At 70.8% G+C, this 19,611-nt stretch carries 16 protein-coding genes and 1 pseudogene; 14 read left to right on the top strand and 3 right to left on the bottom strand.

The genetic code is table 11. The features are described 5' to 3' along the window. The first annotated feature begins 88 nt into the window (after positions 1 to 88). The 4 genes from CCN29_RS02660 (at position 89) to CCN29_RS02675 (ending at position 4,583) form a co-directional block, all read left to right on the top strand. Complete coding sequence (locus CCN29_RS02660; RefSeq protein WP_086679883.1) at positions 89 to 2,668, top strand: ATP-binding protein; 2,580 nt, start codon at positions 89 to 91, stop codon at positions 2,666 to 2,668. Further along, positions 2,665 to 3,339 carry a response regulator gene (locus CCN29_RS02665; protein ID WP_006136379.1) on the top strand — a complete coding sequence of 225 codons (675 nt, stop codon included), beginning with the start codon at positions 2,665 to 2,667 and terminating at the stop codon, positions 3,337 to 3,339. The genes CCN29_RS02660 and CCN29_RS02665 overlap by 4 nt, the downstream gene beginning before the upstream one ends. A 68-nt stretch (positions 3,340 to 3,407) precedes the next feature. After that, positions 3,408 to 3,806, top strand: coding sequence for an OB-fold nucleic acid binding domain-containing protein (locus CCN29_RS02670; protein ID WP_078592391.1), 399 nt, complete (start codon positions 3,408 to 3,410; stop codon positions 3,804 to 3,806). A 3-nt stretch (positions 3,807 to 3,809) separates the two neighbouring features. Further along, complete coding sequence (locus tag CCN29_RS02675) at positions 3,810 to 4,583, top strand: DUF3159 domain-containing protein (protein WP_086679885.1); 774 nt, start codon at positions 3,810 to 3,812, stop codon at positions 4,581 to 4,583. Between the two features lie 94 nt (positions 4,584 to 4,677). Here the strand turns inward: CCN29_RS02675 and CCN29_RS02680 are convergent, their stop codons facing one another. Next, a complete protein-coding gene (locus CCN29_RS02680) occupies positions 4,678 to 5,346 on the bottom strand; it encodes a potassium channel family protein (RefSeq protein ID WP_006136376.1) in 669 nt (222 codons plus the stop codon). After that, the gene (locus CCN29_RS02685) at positions 5,343 to 6,017 is read right to left on the bottom strand and encodes a potassium channel family protein (protein ID WP_006136375.1); all 675 of its coding nucleotides are present in this window, start codon (positions 6,015 to 6,017) and stop codon (positions 5,343 to 5,345) included. The genes CCN29_RS02680 and CCN29_RS02685 overlap by 4 nt, the downstream gene beginning before the upstream one ends. Before the next feature lie 639 nt (positions 6,018 to 6,656). Here CCN29_RS02685 and CCN29_RS02690 point away from each other — a divergent pair. The 10 genes and pseudogenes from CCN29_RS02690 (at position 6,657) to CCN29_RS02735 (ending at position 18,469) form a co-directional block, all read left to right on the top strand. Continuing rightward, on the top strand, positions 6,657 to 8,702 hold the full coding sequence (locus tag CCN29_RS02690) for an APC family permease (RefSeq protein ID WP_086679888.1): 2,046 nt from the start codon (positions 6,657 to 6,659) through the stop codon (positions 8,700 to 8,702). 69 nt (positions 8,703 to 8,771) lie between these two features. After that, complete coding sequence (locus CCN29_RS02695) at positions 8,772 to 10,100, top strand: class I SAM-dependent RNA methyltransferase (RefSeq protein WP_086679889.1); 1,329 nt, start codon at positions 8,772 to 8,774, stop codon at positions 10,098 to 10,100. Between the two features lie 621 nt (positions 10,101 to 10,721). Continuing rightward, positions 10,722 to 11,987, top strand: a complete 1,266-nt coding sequence (locus tag CCN29_RS02700; protein ID WP_006136372.1) for a DUF262 domain-containing protein — start codon at positions 10,722 to 10,724, stop codon at positions 11,985 to 11,987. After that, a complete protein-coding gene (locus CCN29_RS02705; protein WP_006136371.1) occupies positions 11,984 to 13,132 on the top strand; it encodes an AAA family ATPase in 1,149 nt (382 codons plus the stop codon). The genes CCN29_RS02700 and CCN29_RS02705 overlap by 4 nt, the downstream gene beginning before the upstream one ends. Before the next feature lie 284 nt (positions 13,133 to 13,416). Beyond that, positions 13,417 to 14,091: a hypothetical protein gene (locus tag CCN29_RS02710; RefSeq protein WP_086679891.1), complete on the top strand. Its 675-nt coding sequence runs from the start codon at positions 13,417 to 13,419 to the stop codon at positions 14,089 to 14,091. Between the two features lie 696 nt (positions 14,092 to 14,787). Then, positions 14,788 to 14,991: a cold-shock protein gene (locus CCN29_RS02715; RefSeq protein ID WP_006136369.1), complete on the top strand. Its 204-nt coding sequence runs from the start codon at positions 14,788 to 14,790 to the stop codon at positions 14,989 to 14,991. Between the two features lie 317 nt (positions 14,992 to 15,308). Further along, a pseudogene (locus CCN29_RS02720) lies at positions 15,309 to 15,485 on the top strand (DEAD/DEAH box helicase); the annotation flags it as partial. Between the two features lie 49 nt (positions 15,486 to 15,534). Beyond that, entirely contained in the window at positions 15,535 to 15,831 is a 297-nt protein-coding gene (locus CCN29_RS02725) for a CBS domain-containing protein (protein ID WP_006136368.1), read from the top strand. 162 nt (positions 15,832 to 15,993) lie between these two features. Beyond that, positions 15,994 to 16,305, top strand: coding sequence for an SCO5918 family protein (locus tag CCN29_RS02730; RefSeq protein ID WP_031022423.1), 312 nt, complete (start codon positions 15,994 to 15,996; stop codon positions 16,303 to 16,305). Between the two features lie 478 nt (positions 16,306 to 16,783). Then, positions 16,784 to 18,469, top strand: a complete 1,686-nt coding sequence (locus tag CCN29_RS02735) for a ribonuclease J (RefSeq protein ID WP_006136366.1) — start codon at positions 16,784 to 16,786, stop codon at positions 18,467 to 18,469. A 209-nt stretch (positions 18,470 to 18,678) separates the two neighbouring features. On the opposite strand, the gene CCN29_RS02740 is transcribed toward CCN29_RS02735, so the two are convergent. Continuing rightward, the gene (locus CCN29_RS02740; protein WP_086679893.1) at positions 18,679 to 19,557 is read right to left on the bottom strand and encodes an MBL fold metallo-hydrolase; all 879 of its coding nucleotides are present in this window, start codon (positions 19,555 to 19,557) and stop codon (positions 18,679 to 18,681) included. Positions 19,558 to 19,611: the final 54 nt, after the last annotated feature.

Genomic DNA, 19,611 nt, shown 5'->3' on the forward strand with positions numbered 1-19,611 from the left:
GGAGTCGACCTTAGGCCGCCGCCCGGCCACCCCGCACGGCGGCCTAAGGTCGACTCCGCCAGGAGCACGACCGGAAGACAATGGGGCCATGGGACGCGGCAAGCTTCGGATCCACCTCGGCGCGGCGCCGGGCGTGGGCAAGACCTACGCGATGCTCGCCGAGGCGCACCGCCGCGCCGAACGGGGCACCGACTGCGTCGTCGCCTTCGTCGAGACGCACGGCAGACCCCGCACCGAGGCCCTGCTCACCGGGCTGGAGCAGGTCCCGTACCGGACGCCGGAGCGGGGCGGGGTGACCACGGCCGAGATGGACCTCGACGCCGTCCTCGCCCGCCGTCCCCGCGTCGCCCTCGTCGACGAGCTCGCCCACACCAACGCGCCCGGCTCGCGCAACGCCAAGCGCTGGCAGGACGTGGAGGAGCTGCTGGCCGCCGGGATCGACGTGCTGTCCACCGTCGGCATCCAGCACCTGGAGTCCCTCGGCGACACCGTGGAGTCCATCACCGGCGTACGGGAGCGGGAGACCGTGCCGGACGAGGTGGTGCGCCGCGCCGACCAGGTCGAGCTGGTCGACATGACGCCCGAGGCGCTGCGCCGCCGCATGGCGCACGGCAACATCCACCAGCCCGACCAGGTCGACGCGGCCCTCTCCAGCTACTTCCGGCCCGGCAACCTCGCCGCCCTGCGGGAACTCGCCCTGCTGTGGGTCGCCGACCGGGTCGACGCCCACCTCCAGCGCTACCGCAGCGAACACGCGGTCTCCGCGATCTGGGGCTCGCGCGAGCGGATCGTCGTCGGGCTGACCGGCGGACCCGAGGGCCGCACCCTCATCCGGCGGGCCGCACGGCTCGCCGAGAAGGGCGCGGGCGGGCAGCTGCTCGCCGTGTACATCTCCCGCAGCGACGGCCTCACCTCCGCCTCGCCCGGCGAGCTGGCCGCCCAGCGCACCCTCGTGGAGGACCTCGGCGGCAGCTTCCACCACGTCGTCGGCGACGACATCCCCGCCGCCCTGCTCGACTTCGCGCGCGGCGCCAACGCCACCCAGATCGTGCTGGGCTCCTCCCGCCGCCGCGCCTGGCAGTACGTCCTCGGCCCCGGCGTCGGCGCGACCGTCGCCCGCGACTGCGGGCCCGACCTGGACGTGCACATCGTCACCCACGAGGAGGCCGCCAAGGGCCGCGGACTGCCCGTCACCCGGGGCGCGCCGCTGGGCCGGCTGCGGCTCGCCTGGGGATGGGCGGCCGGCACCGCGGGGCCCGTGCTCCTGGCGGTGCTGCTCAACGCCTTCGACCCGGGGCTCGCCATCGACATGCTGATGTTCCTGGCGGTGACGGTGGCCGCGGCGCTCCTCGGCGGGCTGGCCCCGGCCCTCGCCTCGGCGGCGGTCGGCTCCCTGCTGCTGAACTTCCTCTTCACCCCGCCCCTGCACACCTGGACCGTCGCCGACCCGCGGAACATCGTCGCCATCGTCGTGTTCGTCGCGGTCGGCGCGTCCGTGGCGTCCGTGGTCGACCTCGCCGCCCGGCGCACCCAGCAGGCGGCCCGGCTGCGCGCCGAGTCGGAGATACTGTCGTTCCTCGCGGGCAACGTGCTGCGCGGCGAGACCGGCCTGGAGGACCTGCTGGAGCGGGTCCGGGAGACCTTCGGCATGGAGTCCGCCGCGCTGCTGGAGCGGGCCGGGGACGTCGAGCCCTGGACCTGCGCGGGCCGGGTGGGCCGAAGCCGCCCGGTCGAACGGCCCGAGGACGCCGACGTCGAGGTGCCCGTCGGGGACCACATGGCGCTGGCGCTGACCGGCCGGGTGCCGCCCGCCGAGGACCGCAGGGTGCTGGCCGCGTTCGCCGCGCAGGCCGCCGTGGTCCTGGACCGCCGCCGGCTGCGCGAACAGGCCGACCGCGCCCTCGCCCTCGCCGAGGGCAACCGCATCCGCACCGCGCTCCTCGCCGCCGTCAGCCACGACCTGCGCACCCCGCTGGCCGGGATCAAGGCGGCCGTCTCCTCGCTGCGCTCCGAGGACGTCGAATGGTCCGACGAGGACCGCGCCGAGCTGCTGGAGGGCATCGAGGACGGCGCGGACCGCCTGGACCACCTGGTGGGCAACCTGCTCGACATGTCCCGCCTGAACACCGGGACGGTCACCCCGCTGATCCGCGGCACCGACCTGGACGAGGTGGTGCCGCGCGCCCTCGGCGGGGTGCCCGAGGACAGCGTCGCCCTGGACGTCCCCGAGACCCTGCCCATGGTCGACGCCGACCCCGGATTGCTGGAGCGGGCCATGGCCAACGTGATCGAGAACGCCGTGAAGTACAGCCCGCCGGGGGAGAGGGTGCTGGTCGCCGCCAGCGCCCTCGCCGACCGGGTCGAGGTGCGGGTCGTCGACCGCGGCCCCGGCGTCCCCGACGAGGCGAAGGAACGCATCTTCGCGCCGTTCCAGCGGCACGGGGACGCCCCGCGCGGCGCGGGCGTCGGCCTGGGCCTGGCGGTCGCCCGCGGCTTCACCGAGGCCATGGGCGGCACCCTCAACGCCGACGACACCCCCGGCGGCGGCCTCACCATGACCCTCACCCTGCACGCGGTGGCCACCCGGCCCGAGGACGGCCCGCACGACGGCGCCCACGACGGCCCGCGCGCCCCCGTCGCCGCCCGGAACGAAAGGCGAGTTCCATGACCCGCGTCCTGGTGGTCGACGACGACCCGTCCATCGTGCGGGCCCTGGTGATCAACCTCAGGGCCCGGCAGTACGAGGTCGACTCCGCGGAGGACGGGGCGGGCGCCCTGCGCGCCGCCGCCCGCCACCCGGACGTGGTCGTCCTCGACCTGGGCCTGCCCGACATGGACGGCGTCGACGTCATCCGGCGGCTGCGCGAGTGGAGCCGGGTGCCGATCCTGGTGCTGTCCGCGCGGCACGCCTCCGGCGAGAAGGTCCAGGCGCTGGACGCCGGGGCCGACGACTACGTCACCAAGCCCTTCGGCATGGACGAGCTGCTGGCCCGCCTGCGGGCCGCCGTGCGCCGCGCGGAGCCCGCCGACGGGGGAGACCTGGTCGTGGAGACCGAGACGTTCACCGTCGACCTGGCCGCCAAGAAGGTGCACCGCGACGGCCGGGACGTCCGGCTGACGCCCACCGAGTGGCACCTGCTGGAGGTCCTGGTGCGCGGCGGCGGCCGGCTGGTGGGGCAGAGACAGCTGCTGCGGGAGGTGTGGGGCCCGTCCTACGGGACGGAGACCAACTACCTGCGCGTCTACATGGCGCAGCTGCGCCGCAAGCTGGAGGCGGACCCGTCCCGCCCGAGACACCTCATCACCGAGCCCGGCATGGGCTACCGCTTCGAGAAGTGACCGAGGGCCGTTCTGACCGGCGCGGCAGGGGGTACGTAACCCTCGGCGCACCCCGGTACGCTTCAGATATGAGTGCTGTTCCTCGGTCCGAGAAGCCGGCAGGCCGGTTCCGGCGCATGCTCGACCGGCTCTCGTCCTCGCAGGAGGACCTGGAGTCGGAGGAGCTGCGCGAGGACACCGCGACTGCCGGATGCACGCGGATAGGTGACTGCCAGGACCGTGAGATCGTTACGGTGACTGGTACCTTGCGCACGGTCACGCTGCGGCCGCGCGCGGGAGTGCCCGCCCTGGAGGCCGAGCTGTTCGACGGAACCGCCGCGCTGGACGTGGTGTGGCTCGGCAGGCGCTCCATCGTGGGGATAGAGCCGGGGCGCAAGCTGATCGCATCGGGCCGGATCGCCATGACCCGTGGCCGCCGGGTGCTGTTCAATCCGAAATACGAACTGAGACCCCTCGGACGGGAGTAGCCGGTGACGTCGCTCGACAAGCCGACAACCGAAGAGACATCCGCGGACGGCACGTCCGCGGAAGACGCCCGGGCGGTGACGGAAGCCGCCCTGTTCGAGGCGTTCGGCGGTGTCCGGGGCATGGTCGAGACGGTGCTGCCGGGGCTGCTCTTCGTCAGCATCTACACGGTCAACAAGAACCTGCACATGTCGGCGCTCGCCGCGCTCGGTGTGGCGCTGGTCATGGTCGTGGTCCGGCTGGTCCGCAGGGACACCGTCAAGCACGCCTTCAGCGGCGTCTTCGGCGTCGGCTTCGGTGTCGTCTTCGCGATGATGACCGGCAACGCCAAGGACTTCTACCTGCCGGGCATGCTCTACACCCTCGGCCTGGCCCTGGCGTACATCGTCACGGCGCTGGCGGGCGTGCCGCTGATCGGCCTGATGCTGGGCCCGGTGTTCAAGGAGAACCTCTCCTGGCGCACCAGGAACCCGGGCCGCAAGAAGGCGTACACCAAGGCCAGCTGGGCCTGGGGCCTGATCCTGCTCGCCAAGTGCGCGATCCTCTTCCCGCTGTACTGGTGGGCGGACACCACCCAGCTCGGCTGGGTGCTGGTGGCGCTGAAGATCCCGCCGTTCCTGCTCGCCGTCTACCTGACCTGGGTGTTCCTGGCGAAGGCCCCGCCGCCGATCGACGTCTTCGCCGAGATGGAGGCGCAGGAGCGGGCCGATGAGGAGCGGAAGGCCGCCGCCGAGACGGAGAGCGAGGGCGCGCCGGCGGGCCGGCACCGCCGCCGCTGAGTGTCCCGTACGCCATGAGGGGCGCCCGGATCACTCCGGGCGCCCCTCACGTGTGCCGGCGTACGGCCACCGGCACCGCGACCGCCGGGGGCCGCTACGACTCCTTGCGGACCGAGAGCAGGTCCTCCAGCTGTTCCTCACGGGCCTGCGCGGCCACGAAGAGCAGTTCGTCGCCGGCCTCCAGGGAGTCCTCGCGGGTCGGGGTCAGCACCCGCGTGCCGCGGATGATCGTGACCAGTGAGGTGTCCTGCGGCCACTGCACGTCCCCGACCTGGGTGCCGGCCAGCGCCGACTCCTCCGGCAGGGTCAGCTCCACCAGGTTGGCGTCGCCGTGGCTGAAGCGCAGCAGCCGGACCAGATCGCCGACGCTGACCGCCTCCTCCACCAGCGCCGACATCAGACGCGGGGTGGAGACGGCGACGTCCACGCCCCAGGACTCGTTGAACAGCCACTCGTTCTTCGGGTTGTTCACCCGGGCGACGACGCGGGGCACGCCGTACTCGGTCTTGGCGAGCAGCGACACGACCAGGTTGACCTTGTCGTCGCCGGTCGCGGCGATGACGACGTTGCAGCGCTGGAGCGCCGCCTCGTCCAGGGACGTGATCTCGCAGGCGTCGGCGAGCAGCCACTCCGCCTGCGGGACGCGCTCCACCGAGATCGCGGTCGGCGCCTTGTCGATCAGCAGGACCTCGTGGCCGTTCTCCAGCAGCTCGCCCGCGATCGAGCGGCCGACCGCGCCGGCTCCGGCAATGGCGACCCTCATGAGCGACCGCCCTCCTCTTCGGGTCCCTTGGCGAAGGCCGCCTCGACCCGGTCGATCTCGTCCGTGCGCATCATCACGTGCACCAGGTCACCCTCCTGCAACACCGTCTGCGAGCTGGGCAGGATGGCCTCCCCGAGCCGGGTGAGGAACGCCACCCGCACGCCCGTCTCGTCCTGGAGCCGGGAGATGCGGTGCCCCACCCATGCCGCGGAGGTGTGCACCTCGGCGAGCTGGACCCCGCCGGTGGGGTCGCGCCACAGCGGCTCCGCGCCCGAGGGGAGCAGCCGGCGCAGCATCTGGTCGGCCGTCCAGCGGACCGTGGCCACGGTGGGGATGCCCAGGCGCTGGTAGACCTCCGCGCGGCGGGGGTCGTAGATGCGGGCCGCGACGTTCTCGATGCCGAACATCTCGCGGGCCACCCGGGCGGCGATGATGTTGGAGTTGTCGCCGCTGGACACGGCGGCGAAGGCGCCGGCGTCCTCGATGCCGGCCTCGCGCAGGGTGTCCTGGTCGAAGCCGACCCCCGTGACCCGGCGGCCGCCGAACGAGGAGCCCAGCCGGCGGAACGCGGTCGGGTCCTGGTCGATCACGGCGATCGTGTGCCCTTGTTCCTCCAGGGCCTGGGCCAGGGCGGAACCCACCCTGCCGCAGCCCATGATGACAATATGCATCGCGTTACACCGCGCTTCCTGCAGGCCGTGCGACCTTCATGACCTTCGTGCTCATGTCTCTCTTTCGGCTCGCCAGGCAACACGTCGCGGCCGGTTGGCGGCCGCCAGGCAACATCATGCCGGGGTCCGCCGCCCCTGACGCCCCTCGGGGGCGCCACTGCCCGCCGTAACCGACGGTACGCGGGCCCGGCGGGGTTGTTCCGTGAGCCGGGCCCCGGACCCGCGGTGCCCCGCGCCCCTACGGGTGCTGCGGTGAACGCGCCCCACAGGGGCGCGGGGAAATGCGCGAGCAACCCCCGACGGCCCGCACCCGACCGTGCCCGAACCGCCGCGTGCCGCAGAGGCGCCCGCCCCCTAGCGGCGAGTGATACTGCGCACGCTGGCGATCGCCAGGACGCCGAGGACGACGAGGCCGGCCGCCGCTCCGATCAGTTCTGCGGTCGTGTGCATGGAACCCTCCACGAGGCGTGGCGACAACGGCCGGGCATGTGGTCGTACAGGCATGGGAATCCCCCGACCTGCGCAGTACGCACCCGGCCGGCCGAGTTTTCACCCGGAGGGCAGCGGCCGTATGGATGCCGTATGGATCTGGGGTGGCGGGTGCGCCACTCGTCGCCGCACGGCCTACGATCCTCACTTGTGTCCAAACTGACCGACGTGCCCAAACGCATCCTCATCGGGCGCGCCCTACGCAGCGACCGGCTGGGCGAAACGCTCCTGCCGAAGCGCGTCGCACTCCCCGTCTTCGCCTCCGACCCGCTGTCCTCCGTGGCGTACGCGCCCGGCGAGGTGCTGCTGGTCCTGTCCATCGCGGGCCTGTCGGCGTACCACTTCAGCCCCTGGATCGCCGTCGCGGTCGTCGTGCTGATGTTCACCGTGGTCGCCTCCTACCGGCAGAACGTGCACGCGTACCCCAGCGGCGGCGGCGACTACGAGGTGGCCACCACCAACCTCGGTCCGAAGGCCGGCCTGACGGTCGCGAGCGCCCTGCTCGTCGACTACGTCCTCACCGTGGCCGTGTCGATCTCCTCCGGCATCGAGAACCTCGGCTCGGCGATCCCCTTCGTCGTCGAGAACAAGGTGGCCTGCGCGATCGGCGTGATCGTGCTGCTGACGCTGATGAACCTGCGCGGGGTCCGGGAGTCCGGCACGCTCTTCGCGATCCCCACCTATGTCTTCGTCGCCGGCGTCTTCCTGATGATCGCGTGGGGCGCCTTCCGCGGGGTCGTCCTCGGCGACGACATGCGCGCGCCGACCGCCGACTTCGAGATCAAACCCGAGCATCCGGGACTGGCCGGCTTCGCCCTCGTCTTCCTGCTGCTGCGCGCCTTCTCCTCCGGCTGCGCCGCGCTCACCGGCGTCGAGGCGATCTCCAACGGCGTGCCCGGCTTCCGCAAGCCGAAGTCGCGGAACGCGGCGACCACCCTCGCCCTGATGGGCCTGCTCGCCGTCACCATGTTCTGCGGGATCATCGCGCTGGCCGCCGCCACCGACGTCCGCATGGCCGAGAACCCCGCCAAGGACCTGGTCCACGACGGCGTCCCCCTCGGCTCCGACTACGTGCAGGACCCGGTGATCTCCCAGGTCGCGGAGGCCGTCTTCGGACACGGCAGCTTCCTGTTCGTCGTCCTCGCCGCCGCCACCGCGCTGGTGCTGTTCCTCGCCGCGAACACCGCCTACAACGGCTTTCCGCTGCTCGGCGCGATCCTCGCCCAGGACCGCTACCTCCCCCGCCAGCTGCACACCCGCGGCGACCGCCTCGCCTTCTCCAACGGCATCGTGCTGCTGGCGGGCGCCGCCGCGCTGCTCGTGGTGATCTACGGCGCCGACTCGACCCGGCTGATCCAGCTGTACATCGTCGGCGTGTTCGTGTCCTTCACCCTCAGCCAGACCGGCATGGTCCGGCACTGGAACCGGCTGCTCGCCGTCGAGAAGGACCCGGCCGCACGCCGCCACATGATCCGCTCCCGGGCCATCAACGCCTTCGGCGCCTTCTTCACCGGCCTGGTGCTCGTCGTCGTGCTGCTCACCAAGTTCACCCACGGCGCCTGGGTCGCGCTGCTCGGCATGTGCATCTTCTACGCGACCATGACCGCGATCCGCCGCCACTACGACCGGGTCGCCGAGGAGATCGCCGCGCCGGACACCCCGAGCGAGGACACCGTACGGCCGTCCCGCGTCCACTCCGTCGTCCTGATCTCCAAGGTGCACCGCCCCACCCTGCGTGCCCTCGCCTACGCCAAGCTGCTGCGCTCCGACACCCTGGAGGCGCTCAGCGTCAACGTGGACGCCGATGAGACCAAGGCGCTGCGCGAGGAGTGGGAGCGGCGCGGCATCGACGTCCCCCTGAAGGTGCTCGACTCCCCGTACCGGGAGGTCACCCGTCCGGTGATCGAGTACGTGAAGAGCCTGCGCGCGCAGTCGCCGCGGGACGTGGTGTCCGTGATCATCCCCGAATACGTGGTCGGCCACTGGTACGAGCACCTCCTGCACAACCAGAGCGCCCTGCGGCTCAAGGGCCGGCTGCTGTTCACACCGGGTGTGATGGTCACCTCGGTGCCGTACCAGCTGGAGTCCTCCGAGGCCGCCAAGCTGCGCGCCCGCAGGCGGCAGGACTGGGCCGCGCCCGGCTCGGCGCGCAGGGGACCCGCGGAGCGGGCCAAGGAGACCCCGCCGCGCACGTAGACTGGTGGGCTGTTGTCCCGGGCCGCCAGGCCCGCCCGCCCGTACCCGATGTTGTGGAGTCACCCCGCCATGCAGGCTGAACCGAGGAAATCACTGGTGGGGGAGGAGTACGAGGTCGAGATCGGCCCCGTCGCCCACGGCGGCCACTGCATCGCCCGTACGGCGGAGGGGCAGGTCCTCTTCGTCCGTCACGCCCTGCCCGGCGAGCGCGTCGTCGCCCGCGTCACCGAGGGCGAGGAGGGCGCGCGGTTCCTGCGCGCCGACGCGGTGAGGGTGCTGGAGGCGTCCAAGGACCGCATCGACGCGCCCTGCCCGTTCGCCGGTCCCGGCCGCTGCGGCGGCTGCGACTGGCAGCACGCCAAGCCGGGCGCGCAGCGGCGGCTCAAGGGCGAGGTCGTCGCCGAGCAGCTCCAGCGGCTGGCCGGGCTGACGCCCGAGGAGGCCGGCTGGGACGGCACGGTGATGCCCGCCGAGGGCGACAAGGTGCCCGCGGGCCAGGTCCCGTCCTGGCGCACGCGGGTGCAGTACGCGGTGACCGCGGACGGCCGCGCGGGGCTGCGCCGGCACCGCTCGCACGAGGTCGAGCCGATCGACCACTGCATGATCGCCGCGGAGGGCGTCAGCGAGCTGGGCATCGAGAAGCGGGACTGGACCGGCATGGACTCGGTCGAGGCGATCGCCGCGACCGGCTCCCAGGACCGCCAGGTGGTCCTCACGCCGAAGCCCGGCGCCCGCCTGCCGCTGGTCGAGCTGGACCGCCCCGTCTCGGTGCTGCGCATCGACGAACGCAACGGGCAGGTGCACCGGGTGCACGGCCGACCCTTCGTCCGCGAGCGCGCCGACGGCCGCACCCACCGCGTCGGCAACGGCGGCTTCTGGCAGGTCCACCCGAAGGCCGCCGACACCCTCGTCACCGCGGTCATGCAGGGCCTGCTGCCGCGCAAGGGCGACATGGCGCTCGACCTGTACTGCGGCGTGGGCCTGTTCGCGGGCGCGCTGGCCGACCGGGTCGGCGAGCAGGGCGCGGTGCTGGGCATCGAGTCCGGCAAGCGCGCGGTGGAGGACGCCCGGCACAACCTGGCGGAGTTCCCGCGCGTGCGGATCGAGCAGGGCAAGGTCGAGTCGGTGCTGCCCCGCACCGGCATCACCGAGGTCGACCTGGTCGTCCTCGACCCGCCCCGCGCGGGCGCCGGCCGCAGGACGGTCGAGCACCTGACCTCCCTGCGCGCCCGCCGCATCGCCTACGTCGCCTGCGACCCGGCCGCCCTGGCCCGCGACCTCGCGTACTTCAGGGACGGCGGGTACAAGGTGCGGACGCTGCGGGTGTTCGACCTGTTCCCGATGACCCACCACGTTGAGTGTGTCGCGATCCTTGAACCGGCCGGGAAGGGTGCCTGACCTGCGGTTTTGGTGGGTTGTCGGCGTGGGCCGATGCGCTCGCCCTGTTTCCCGCAGTACGCGGCGTGGAGCGTGCCGGGGGACCAGGGAGAGGGATTGACCTTCGTGAGCGTGTGCGAGAGGGCGGACGCGTTGTCCCTGCGCCGCGGGGCGAACGGGAAAGCTCATGACGCTCGTTCGACGCCGGTCCCCGTCCGGACCTCCCGGGTCCCTCTCAGAAGGACCTGCCTGGACGGGGTCTCGTTGTCTGCGCCTGTCGGGCGGTCAAGTCCCGCGAGACCAGCGGTGACCGTGGGGCTCATCGTCGGGGTGTTCCTTTTCCCGGGCGGGGAGCGGCCCGGATCTGCTCGCGGCAGCGGGCGTTGCCGACCTGGCCGTGATCTGCCCGTCCGAGATCTCGTGAACCAGGGCAGAGAGCTTCTCCTCGACGGGTCGTCCACCACCGGGGAACCCGAGACCGGGGGCGAGGAGCCCAACCGCCCGGTGCCGCTCCGCTCAACCACCGTCCCCGCTGCTTCGATCGATCGGGCGTCACCGCGGGATCACGGACGGTAGGGTGAGGGACGATCGCAGCGGACACGGTGATCGCGTACGGCATGAGGGGGAGGGCGACCAGAGGACATGGTGGCGTTGGAGGAGAGCCAGGGGCGTACACGGGACCAACGGTCGGTGTTCGAGCGGTACCAGGACGCCGCGGCTGATGCCGGGGAGCTTGAGTCCCCTTCGTTCACCGTGGAGGTCACCACCGACGGCCGGCCAACCGACATCGAGCGCGAGGAGGCCGAGGATGTAGTGATCGAGCAGATCACCTCTCCCTTCGACCCCGAGCACATCGACATCGACACCCGGACGACGACCGTCGATCTGCTGTTGTCCCGGCTGCGCAACGAGATGATCGACCTCGCCCCGGACTTCCAACGCAAGGCGGGCATCTGGACCGATGGCAAGCAGTCCCGGCTCATCGAGTCTCTGCTGCTGCGCATTCCCATCCCGTCCTTCTACGCCGCCGAGAAGAAGGACGGCAGTTGGGCCATCGTTGACGGCATTCAGCGCCTCACGTCCATCGCGCGTTTCGTGGAGCCGGAGGCAGTTGGTGCCGACCCGCTGAAACTGACGGGTCTGGAGTACCTGCGCAACTTCGAGGGCACGGGCTTCGCGAACCTGTCCGGGAAACTCCAGATCCGGCTGCGTGAGACCGAGGTCGTCGTCCACGTCATCCGGCGAGGTACCCCCGAGCCGGTGATGTTCAACGTCTTCGCACGCATCAACACCGGAGGTGAGCCCCTCACCCGGCAGGAGATCCGGCACGCGCTCATCTCGGGCCGGGCGCGCACGCTCCTCGCGGAGCTCGCGGAGACCGAGGAGTTCCGGCGGGCCACCGGTTACAGCGTCGTCGGGGACCGCATGGCCGACCGGGAGATGGTTCTTCGCTTCCTGGCCTTCCGGATGACCTCCCCGCACGCTTACAAGCCCGGTGACTTCGACGCGTTCCTCGCCGAGGCGATGCATCAGGTGAACCGTCTCGACGGCGCGGAGGAGAACCGGCTGCGGACCGAGTTCCTCAAGGCAATGCTCGCGGCCGAGGAAGTCTTCGGCCCCCACGCCTTCCGGAAGTACCGCCGGAACCAGCAGCGCAAGTCGCCCATCAACAAAGCGCTTTTCGAGGCGGTCGCCGTCAATCTCGCGAGCCTCGGCGACGACGAGCGCGAGGTGCTGGGGCAGACCGACGTCCTCGACGCCTTCGCGGAGCTGATGGAGGACGTGGAATTCGAACGTGCCATCTCGGTGGGCACCGGTGACGCCAGGAAGGTCCGCAAGCGGTTCGACGCGGTCAAGGAGCTCCTGGAGACGGCGCTCAGCGAAGGACGGAGCAGGGCCGGGCAGTGATCAACCACATCACGCTGATCAACTTCAAGGCGTTCCGGCGTCTGGAACTCACCCTGGGCCCGCTCACGCTCCTCACCGGTCTCAATTCCTCGGGCAAGAGCAGTGTCCTGCAGGCGCTGGGGCTGCTGCGACAGTCATACGAGACGCAGATGCTCGTCCGGACCAGACGTGCCGGGGGCGGGCTGCTGCTCAACGGTGACCTCGTGACCCTGGGAACCGCGCAGGACGTTCTGCACGAGGACTTCGGGCCGGTGGAAGAACTCCCCTCCGTCCGCGAGCCGCTCGTCGGCTTCGTCATCGAGGAGGACGGCGAGCAGCGGACCTGGGCCGCCGCGTACGACATCCGCCACCCCGACCGGGACGTCATGCCGCTGGCGGAGGGATCGGTCCGCGCGCACCTCGCTGAGCAGCCGTTCCAATACCTGCACGCCGACCGCATCACCCCGGCGGTCACCTACCCCCGCTCCCACCAGATCGCCGTCGCGCGGGGCTTCCTCGGCGTACGTGGTGAACATACCGTCAACTACCTGCGTCACCACACAGATCAGGACGTACCCATGGAGGTGCCCGGCGGTCCACTCCGCCATCGCGACGCCACGTCTCCCCAGCTCCTCGACCAGACGATCGCCTGGATGCAGGAGCTGTGTCCGGGCGTCAACATCGAGACCGACCCCATCGAAGGCACCGACTCGGTCCGCCTCTCCTACGGCTTCGGCGGCACCGCAGGCATCAACGCCACCCGCCGCAGGCGCCCCACCAACGTCGGCTTCGGTCTCACCTACGCTCTGCCCGTGGTGGTCGCCTGCCTCACCGCGACGCCCGAGAGCCTGATCCTGCTGGAGAACCCCGAGGCCCATCTTCACCCTAAGGGGCAGAGCAGGATGGCGGCACTGCTGTCCGCGGCCGCGGCCACCGGCGCCCAGCTGATCGTCGAGACGCACAGCGACCACGTGCTGAACGGCCTCCGCATCGCGGTGAAACAGGGCGTCCTCCAGCCGCAGGACACAGTCATCCACTACTTCAGCGGCAATGGGGCGGGCACTGAGGTCGTCACCCCGCGCATCGACAAGGACGGCATGCTCGAGCAGTGGCCCGAGGGCTTCTTCGACGAGTGGGAGAACTCGCTCGACCAACTGCTGGATTAACGCGGCGGGATGGCATAAGGGGGAGGAAAGCGTGTCACTGCTGTTTCTCAACGAGAAGTCCTGGGGGACGGCCTGCGACCCGGCACGGGCCGAGCGGGCCATGGCGGACTTCGTGGCCGTCGTCCGCGCCGCTGCGGTCGCGGGAGGCGCGACCCTCGTGAGCGAGGTGGACGTCAAGGCGCTGGAGATCGCCGAGGGCTACCCCGTCAACAAGTGGATCGGCGCCAGCCCGCGCAACCGCGCCCTCTGGCAGCGCCTGCGGGCCTTAACAAGGCCGCTCTCCCGTGCGGAGCGTCTTCCCCGCGGAGGATGCCGCCGACCATCTGGAGTACCGCCACGACGGAGAGGTCGTCCTCGGTCTGGGCGCCGCGCACTTCATGGACGGCATCGCCGTCAGCCTTCCGGTGGCCCGTCCCTGGCAGACCGATCAGGTCACGCTGGAGCGCGCCGAACTCGTCGAGGACGATGAGGGCACGCTGGAGATGCGGCATGACACCGTCGACGTCCGGCATCTGTCTGCCGAGCCGCATCTCGACGGACATCTGGAGTGGATCCGGAAGGCGCGCCGGGAGAGCGTCACCACCGGCCTGCGGATCTGGGACAGCCGGGCCGACCTTTACCCGCACCTCACCTTCCTGCCGCGCGTCGAGGGCCAGCTCGCCGGCCTGAATCCGCACTGGGTGGTGCCCGTACGGCGAGCCCTGGAACGGCTCGAGGAAGCCGTTGCCGCGTGGGATCCGACCGCCATGGCCGAGCCCGAGTGGCGGAGCAAGGTCAGCCCGGAGGGTGAGACCCGCAAGCGCGTATGCCGTTTCACCGACCTGGACGGGGACACACGCACCTTCGACCTGCACGCCCGCTTCACGCCGGGCGCCGGCCGCATCCACTTCCGCCTGGTCCCGGAAGAACGCGCGATCCGCCTCGCCCACATCGGCGGCAAGATCCGGCCGGAGGTCTGACAGCGCCCGTCGGAACACCGGCACGCGCTTCCCCGTCGAGCAGTGCCAAGCTGTCCACCGGGCCCACGAGCGGTGGCCGTGCTCGGCGGTGGCGCCTGGCGGGGCCGACCCGGCCTCGGCCCGGAACGATGAAAGCGCAGCGGTGATGTGAAGGACAGGGCCGGTTCCGGTGGCAGCCGGGGCCTCGGACGTACGGGCCGGGGACCGCACCGCACCGGCCCCGGTGTTCGTCCACCATCGAAGCGGCTCCCCCGACACACGGAACGACGTCCGCCGGCGGCCTCGGTGGCCGTCGTGAGGCTCGCTCGGCGCTCCGGCCAGGTCCGAAGACCGGTGGGCAGCGCTGAGAACGTGATCCGGCCTGCCGTCCGGCGTGCCCCGTACTCCCCGGAACGTGCCCTCCGGCTGGATCAATATCTGTGCCGGCGGGCTGAGATTTCGACGGAACATGCAGACAGATTTTCTGCCGCAATAAGTGAACTCGGAATCTTCCTCGCACACGGGCCGCTGTGGCGTGCTACTGTCGATCTCAGTTGCAGTTGTGGTTCCCGAAAACTTCAAGTGCCTCCGGCTCGGCCCCTGTGCCACTGGAAGCGCTTTTGTATATCCGGTCTTTTTCCGGGCGGGGTGATCATCGCGGCGACACGGTGTCCGCGCAGTGCGGGCCCCGAGGCACTGCCCCGAAGGAGAAAAGACATGGCTACTGGTACCGTGAAGTGGTTCAATGCGGAAAAGGGTTTCGGCTTCATCGAGCAGGACGGCGGCGGCGCCGACGTGTTCGCCCACTACTCGAACATCGCCGCCCAGGGCTTCCGTGAGCTGCTCGAGGGCCAGAAGGTGACCTTCGACATCGCGCAGGGTCAGAAGGGCCCGACGGCCGAGAACATCGTTCCCGCCTGACGCTGACGCGCACCTCGTAGCTGGGACCCGCATCCTTTGGGGTGCGGGTCCCAGCTGCTTGCGTATCCCGCAGAGGTCTCCTGTGGACGACGACCAGGAAACCCGCGGACTCACCGCATGCGGAGCATTCTTCAGGGGTGCACGCAGCCCGTCATGACTTCATCGCGATGACGCCCGAACACTGCGTCCACTGTGCGTCCCTCATTTCGACGCCCACGCCTGCGCCCGCACGGATTTTTCGTCAGCCGGAATTCCCCGTAGCCGTTCCACCGGCCCGTTCCTGCAATTCTCCATGCTGTTCATCGCTGCGGGAATTGCTGTCGGCCCTGCACCGCGTCACCGGCGCCCAGACCCCCTCCGGCATCCCGGTCGTCATCACCGCACCGGCGGCCGAACACCCCGAGAAGCGCGGCGCGACCTCACGCGGCCGGCGCCGCCCCGCTTCGGCGGCCCGCCGCGCATCCGTGCGGCAGTCGACCGTCAGTACGACGGCACAGCACCTTCGTGATCAGAAAGCCGGCCCATCCCCGCAGGAGGCACCCTTTGACGCTGGCCCAGACGCAGTCCCGCCCGAAAATTGCCCACCGCGTGAACGGTACGGCGGCCGATGCCATGGACGCGGCCGGCCCGCGGGTCTGGGAGGACATGACCGTGGAGGTGGCGCTGTCCTTGATGGCTGCTGCCCGTACGGATCATCTGATCGTCTGCGACGACGACGGCCTCTGCACCGGCCTGGTCACGCGGGCCGGGCTCACTGCCGCTCGTGACGGCTCGGGATACACGGACCGGATCCGGCTGCGTGACACCGTCGACGTCATCGGGCCCTTCCCTCGCCACTGACCACGAGGGGCCGAGGCCGAGCGTGCGATACGGCGCCGCCGGCTCGGGCCCTGCCTGTGGTCGACGACCAGGGCAACGTTCTGGGCGTCCTCGTCCTCGCCCTGTCCCGCTGAACCGCTTCACGGCGTTCGGCCCCGTTTCCCCCTCTCCCCGTGAGGCATCATGCGCTGTGTCATCGCCCGCTTCCCGTTCGACCTGACAAAGAGCGGCGTACTGGAATCGATGAAGGGCATCGAGCCCGAACCGGTCACCGGCGAGTCCGTCATCATCGGACGACGCCACTACCCCGCCAAGCAGGTCGGCGAGGTCGTCACCCGCCAGGACCGCCGCGATTTCAGCGCCGGTGAGGTCCTGCGGGCCATGTCCCGGCTCGGCTTCACCTGTCGCGCCCTTCCCGAGGCCGCACCTGCGTGCGTGGACAGCCCGTTGCAGCGGGCTTCCGCACTGCTCGGCAGCACTCCCCTGTCCGGCTGACCGACGGGACGGGCGGCAACCGAACGCAGAACCGAGGGCCCTGCCGGCGTGTGCCGGCAGGGCCCTCACTGCGTGCGGTGTCGCTTGGAATCGGCCGGCGGCACCACCGGCCCGAGTCGGGGGTGTCCGCGGCTCGCCCGGCGCCGCACCACGGGGCAGCGGGTCCGTATGCGCGGCTACTGCGTGCCAAGGACCGCGGACGGCCGCCTCGAGGGTCACCGGGTGGGTCGTCCGCTCCCGTGTGCGAGTGCTCCGCCGCGGGGCGAAGCGTCGGGAGTGCAAGGGCCGGCGATCCGCCACCGACCGGGCCTGCGGGAGCCCTGGGAGTCGGCCGGTTCTCGAAAGGGCCGGGTTTTTCAGCCTGCGTCTCCGCCGGCCTGCGTCCGAGGATCGCCTGTGCTCCCCGAGCTTCGCTCCGAAGCAAGGGATCGCACAGGCAGTGGATCATCCTGTCCCGTCTCCGGGTACCGTCAGGGGTATGAGTCATCCGCACCCCGAGCTGAAAGCCGCCCCGCCCCTTCCCGAGGGAGGGCTTCGGGTCATCGCCCTGGGTGGTCTGGGGGAGATCGGTCGCAACATGACCGTCTTCGAGCACGCGGGCAAGCTGCTCGTCGTCGACTGCGGTGTGCTGTTCCCCGAGGAGACCCAGCCCGGAGTGGACGTGATCCTGCCGGACTTCACCTCGATCCGGGACCGGCTGGACGACATCGTGGCCGTGGTCCTCACCCACGGCCACGAGGACCACATCGGCGGCGTGCCGTACCTACTGCGCGAGCGCCGCGACATTCCGGTCGTCGGCTCGAAGCTGACGCTGGCGTTCCTCGAGGCCAAGCTCAAGGAACACGGCATCCGGCCGCGCGCGGTGCGGGTGCGGGAGGGTGAGCGGCGTGGCTTCGGGCCCTTCGACTGCGAGTTCGTGGCGGTCAACCACTCCATCCCCGACAGCCTCGCGGTCGCGATCCGCACCCGGGCCGGGATGGTGCTGCACACCGGCGACTTCAAGATGGACCAGTTCCCCCTCGACGATCGGATCACCGATCTGCGTGCCTTCGCGCGCCTCGGCGAGGAGGGCGTGGACCTGTTCCTCACCGACTCCACCAACGCCGAGGTACCCGGCTTCACCACCTCCGAGCGTGAGCTGAACCCGGCGATCGAGCAGGTGATGCGCACCGCGCCGCGCCGTGTCATCGTCTCCAGCTTCGCCAGCCACGTGCACCGCATCCAGCAGGTCCTGGACGCCGCCCACCAGTACGGCCGTAAGGTCGCCTTCGTCGGCCGGTCGATGGTCCGCAACATGGGCATCGCCCGTGACCTGGGCTATCTGAAGGTCCCCTCCGGCCTGGTGGTGAGCACGAAGGAGCTGGAGAGGCTCCCGGACCACAAGGTCACTCTGGTGTGCACCGGCTCCCAGGGCGAACCGATGGCCGCGCTGTCACGGATGGCCAACCGCGACCACATGATCCGCATCGGCCAGGGCGACACCGTCCTGCTCGCCAGCTCCCTCATCCCCGGCAACGAGAACGCCATCTACCGGGTGATCAACGGACTCACCCGGTGGGGCGCCCACGTGGTCCACAAGGGCAACGCCAAGGTGCACGTCTCCGGGCACGCCAGCGCCGGCGAACTCGTCTACTGCTACAACATTGTCAAACCCCGCAACGTCATGCCCGTGCACGGCGAATGGCGCCACCTGCGGGCCAACGGCGACCTCGCCATCCGTACCGGCGTCGATCCCGAGCGGGTCGTCCTCGCCGAGGACGGTGTCGTCGTCGACCTGGTCGACGGGCGCGCGTCCATCACCGGCAAGGTCCCGGCCGGCAACGTCTACGTGGACGGCATGGAGGTCGGCGGAGCAACCGAAGCGTCACTCAAGGACCGCCTCACCCTCGCGGAGGAAGGCGTCGTGACGGTGGTGGCGATCGTCGACGCGGACACCGGCGCCCTCGCCGAGGCCCCCGACTTCCTGGCCCGGGGCTTCGTCCACGACGACACCACCTTCGAGCCGGTCGTCCCCGTCATCGAGAAGACCCTGGCCACCGCGGCCGAGGAAGGCGTCGGGGACGCGCGTCAGCTCGAACAGCTCATCGCCCGTGCCGTGGCGAACTGGGCGTTCCGCACCCACCGCCGCAAGCCCCTCATCATCCCCGTCATCATCGACGCCTGAGTCACAGCCCGGGGCGGGACCCGCCCCGGGCACATGCGTCAGCTTTCCCCGGGCAGCGCATGCCTGCGCGACCTACACGGGCCTGGATCAGAAGCGGGCGGCTCCGGACGCGGTGTGCGAGGCACCCGCCGAGGACCACGATCGACCGCGCGACGTTCGGACTCGGCACGGTCTCGGAGCGCGGGACGTCCCGGGTGCTCCGGTCCGCTTCAGCCGCCGATGGGCGTGACCCCTGAGAGAGCCGGGACCAGTCGGTACCCGCCGTCCTCGCGCAGCACGTGTCCGGCGGTCGGCGGCGGGAAGTGGCTCCCGAGCAGAAGGGTCGACGTACCGGCCAGTGAGCCGAGCACCTGGTTCCTGGTCCTGGCCGCGAGTTCGGGAGCGACGTCCACACAGCTGCAGAGCTCCGGATGCGCCATCTGGACCGGGTGGTGGATGCTGTCGCCGGTGACCAACGCGGTCTCGCCACAACTGCTCAGTTGCACCGCCACCTGCCCCGGTGTGTGGCCGGGGGTGGGCAGCAGACGGATGCCCGGCGCGACGTCCGTGCCCTCGTCCGCGACATCGACGAGGTCGAACAGACCTGCTTCCCGGACGGGATGGACCGAGTCCCGGAACATCTGCCGGCGCGCCTCCTCCATGTCGACCCCCGCCCAGTAGTCCCACTCGGTGCGTGAGGTGAGATAGCGCGCGTTCGGGAAGGTGGGCACCCAGGCCTCGCCCTCGGCCCGCGTGTTCCACCCCACGTGGTCGGCATGGAGGTGGGTCAGGACCACGACGTCGACGCTCTCCGGCGCGAAGCCCGCCGCCCGTAGCCGTGCTTCGTAGTCGCTGTTCAGGTTGTGCCAGGCGGGGTTGGCGCGCCGCTTCCCGTTTCCGATGCCGGTGTCCACCAGCACCCGCATGCCGTCCACCTCGACGGCGAAGCTGTGACTCGCCAGGCGCAGGACGCCTTGTTCGTCGGCGAATGCGGGGCTCAGCCAGGGAGTCCGGCTCACGAGGCCGGGGGTTGCCCCGGGAAGCAGCCACGGACCGGTCCGGGCGGGCAGGACCACTTCGTCGATGCGTCGCACGATGTGGTTGCCCACCGTCCAGGAAGAGGCGGGGGGAGTAGTGGACGCGGACGTGTGCGATGAGGTGAA

This window comes from Streptomyces pseudogriseolus, assembly GCA_002154585.1.
GTDB lineage: Bacteria > Actinomycetota > Actinomycetes > Streptomycetales > Streptomycetaceae > Streptomyces > Streptomyces pseudogriseolus.

Coding starts and splice junctions, on each gene's coding strand:
- CCN29_RS02735 (WP_006136366.1), top strand. CDS start 16,784: ATGAGTCATCCGCACCCCGAGCTGAAAGCCGCCCCGCCCCTTCCCGAG.
- CCN29_RS02685 (WP_006136375.1), bottom strand. CDS start 6,017: ATGCATATTGTCATCATGGGCTGCGGCAGGGTGGGTTCCGCCCTGGCC.
- CCN29_RS02680 (WP_006136376.1), bottom strand. CDS start 5,346: ATGAGGGTCGCCATTGCCGGAGCCGGCGCGGTCGGCCGCTCGATCGCG.
- CCN29_RS02730 (WP_031022423.1), top strand. CDS start 15,994: ATGCGCTGTGTCATCGCCCGCTTCCCGTTCGACCTGACAAAGAGCGGC.
- CCN29_RS02700 (WP_006136372.1), top strand. CDS start 10,722: ATGGTGGCGTTGGAGGAGAGCCAGGGGCGTACACGGGACCAACGGTCG.
- CCN29_RS02670 (WP_078592391.1), top strand. CDS start 3,408: ATGAGTGCTGTTCCTCGGTCCGAGAAGCCGGCAGGCCGGTTCCGGCGC.
- CCN29_RS02665 (WP_006136379.1), top strand. CDS start 2,665: ATGACCCGCGTCCTGGTGGTCGACGACGACCCGTCCATCGTGCGGGCC.
- CCN29_RS02660 (WP_086679883.1), top strand. CDS start 89: ATGGGACGCGGCAAGCTTCGGATCCACCTCGGCGCGGCGCCGGGCGTG.
- CCN29_RS02715 (WP_006136369.1), top strand. CDS start 14,788: ATGGCTACTGGTACCGTGAAGTGGTTCAATGCGGAAAAGGGTTTCGGC.
- CCN29_RS02695 (WP_086679889.1), top strand. CDS start 8,772: ATGCAGGCTGAACCGAGGAAATCACTGGTGGGGGAGGAGTACGAGGTC.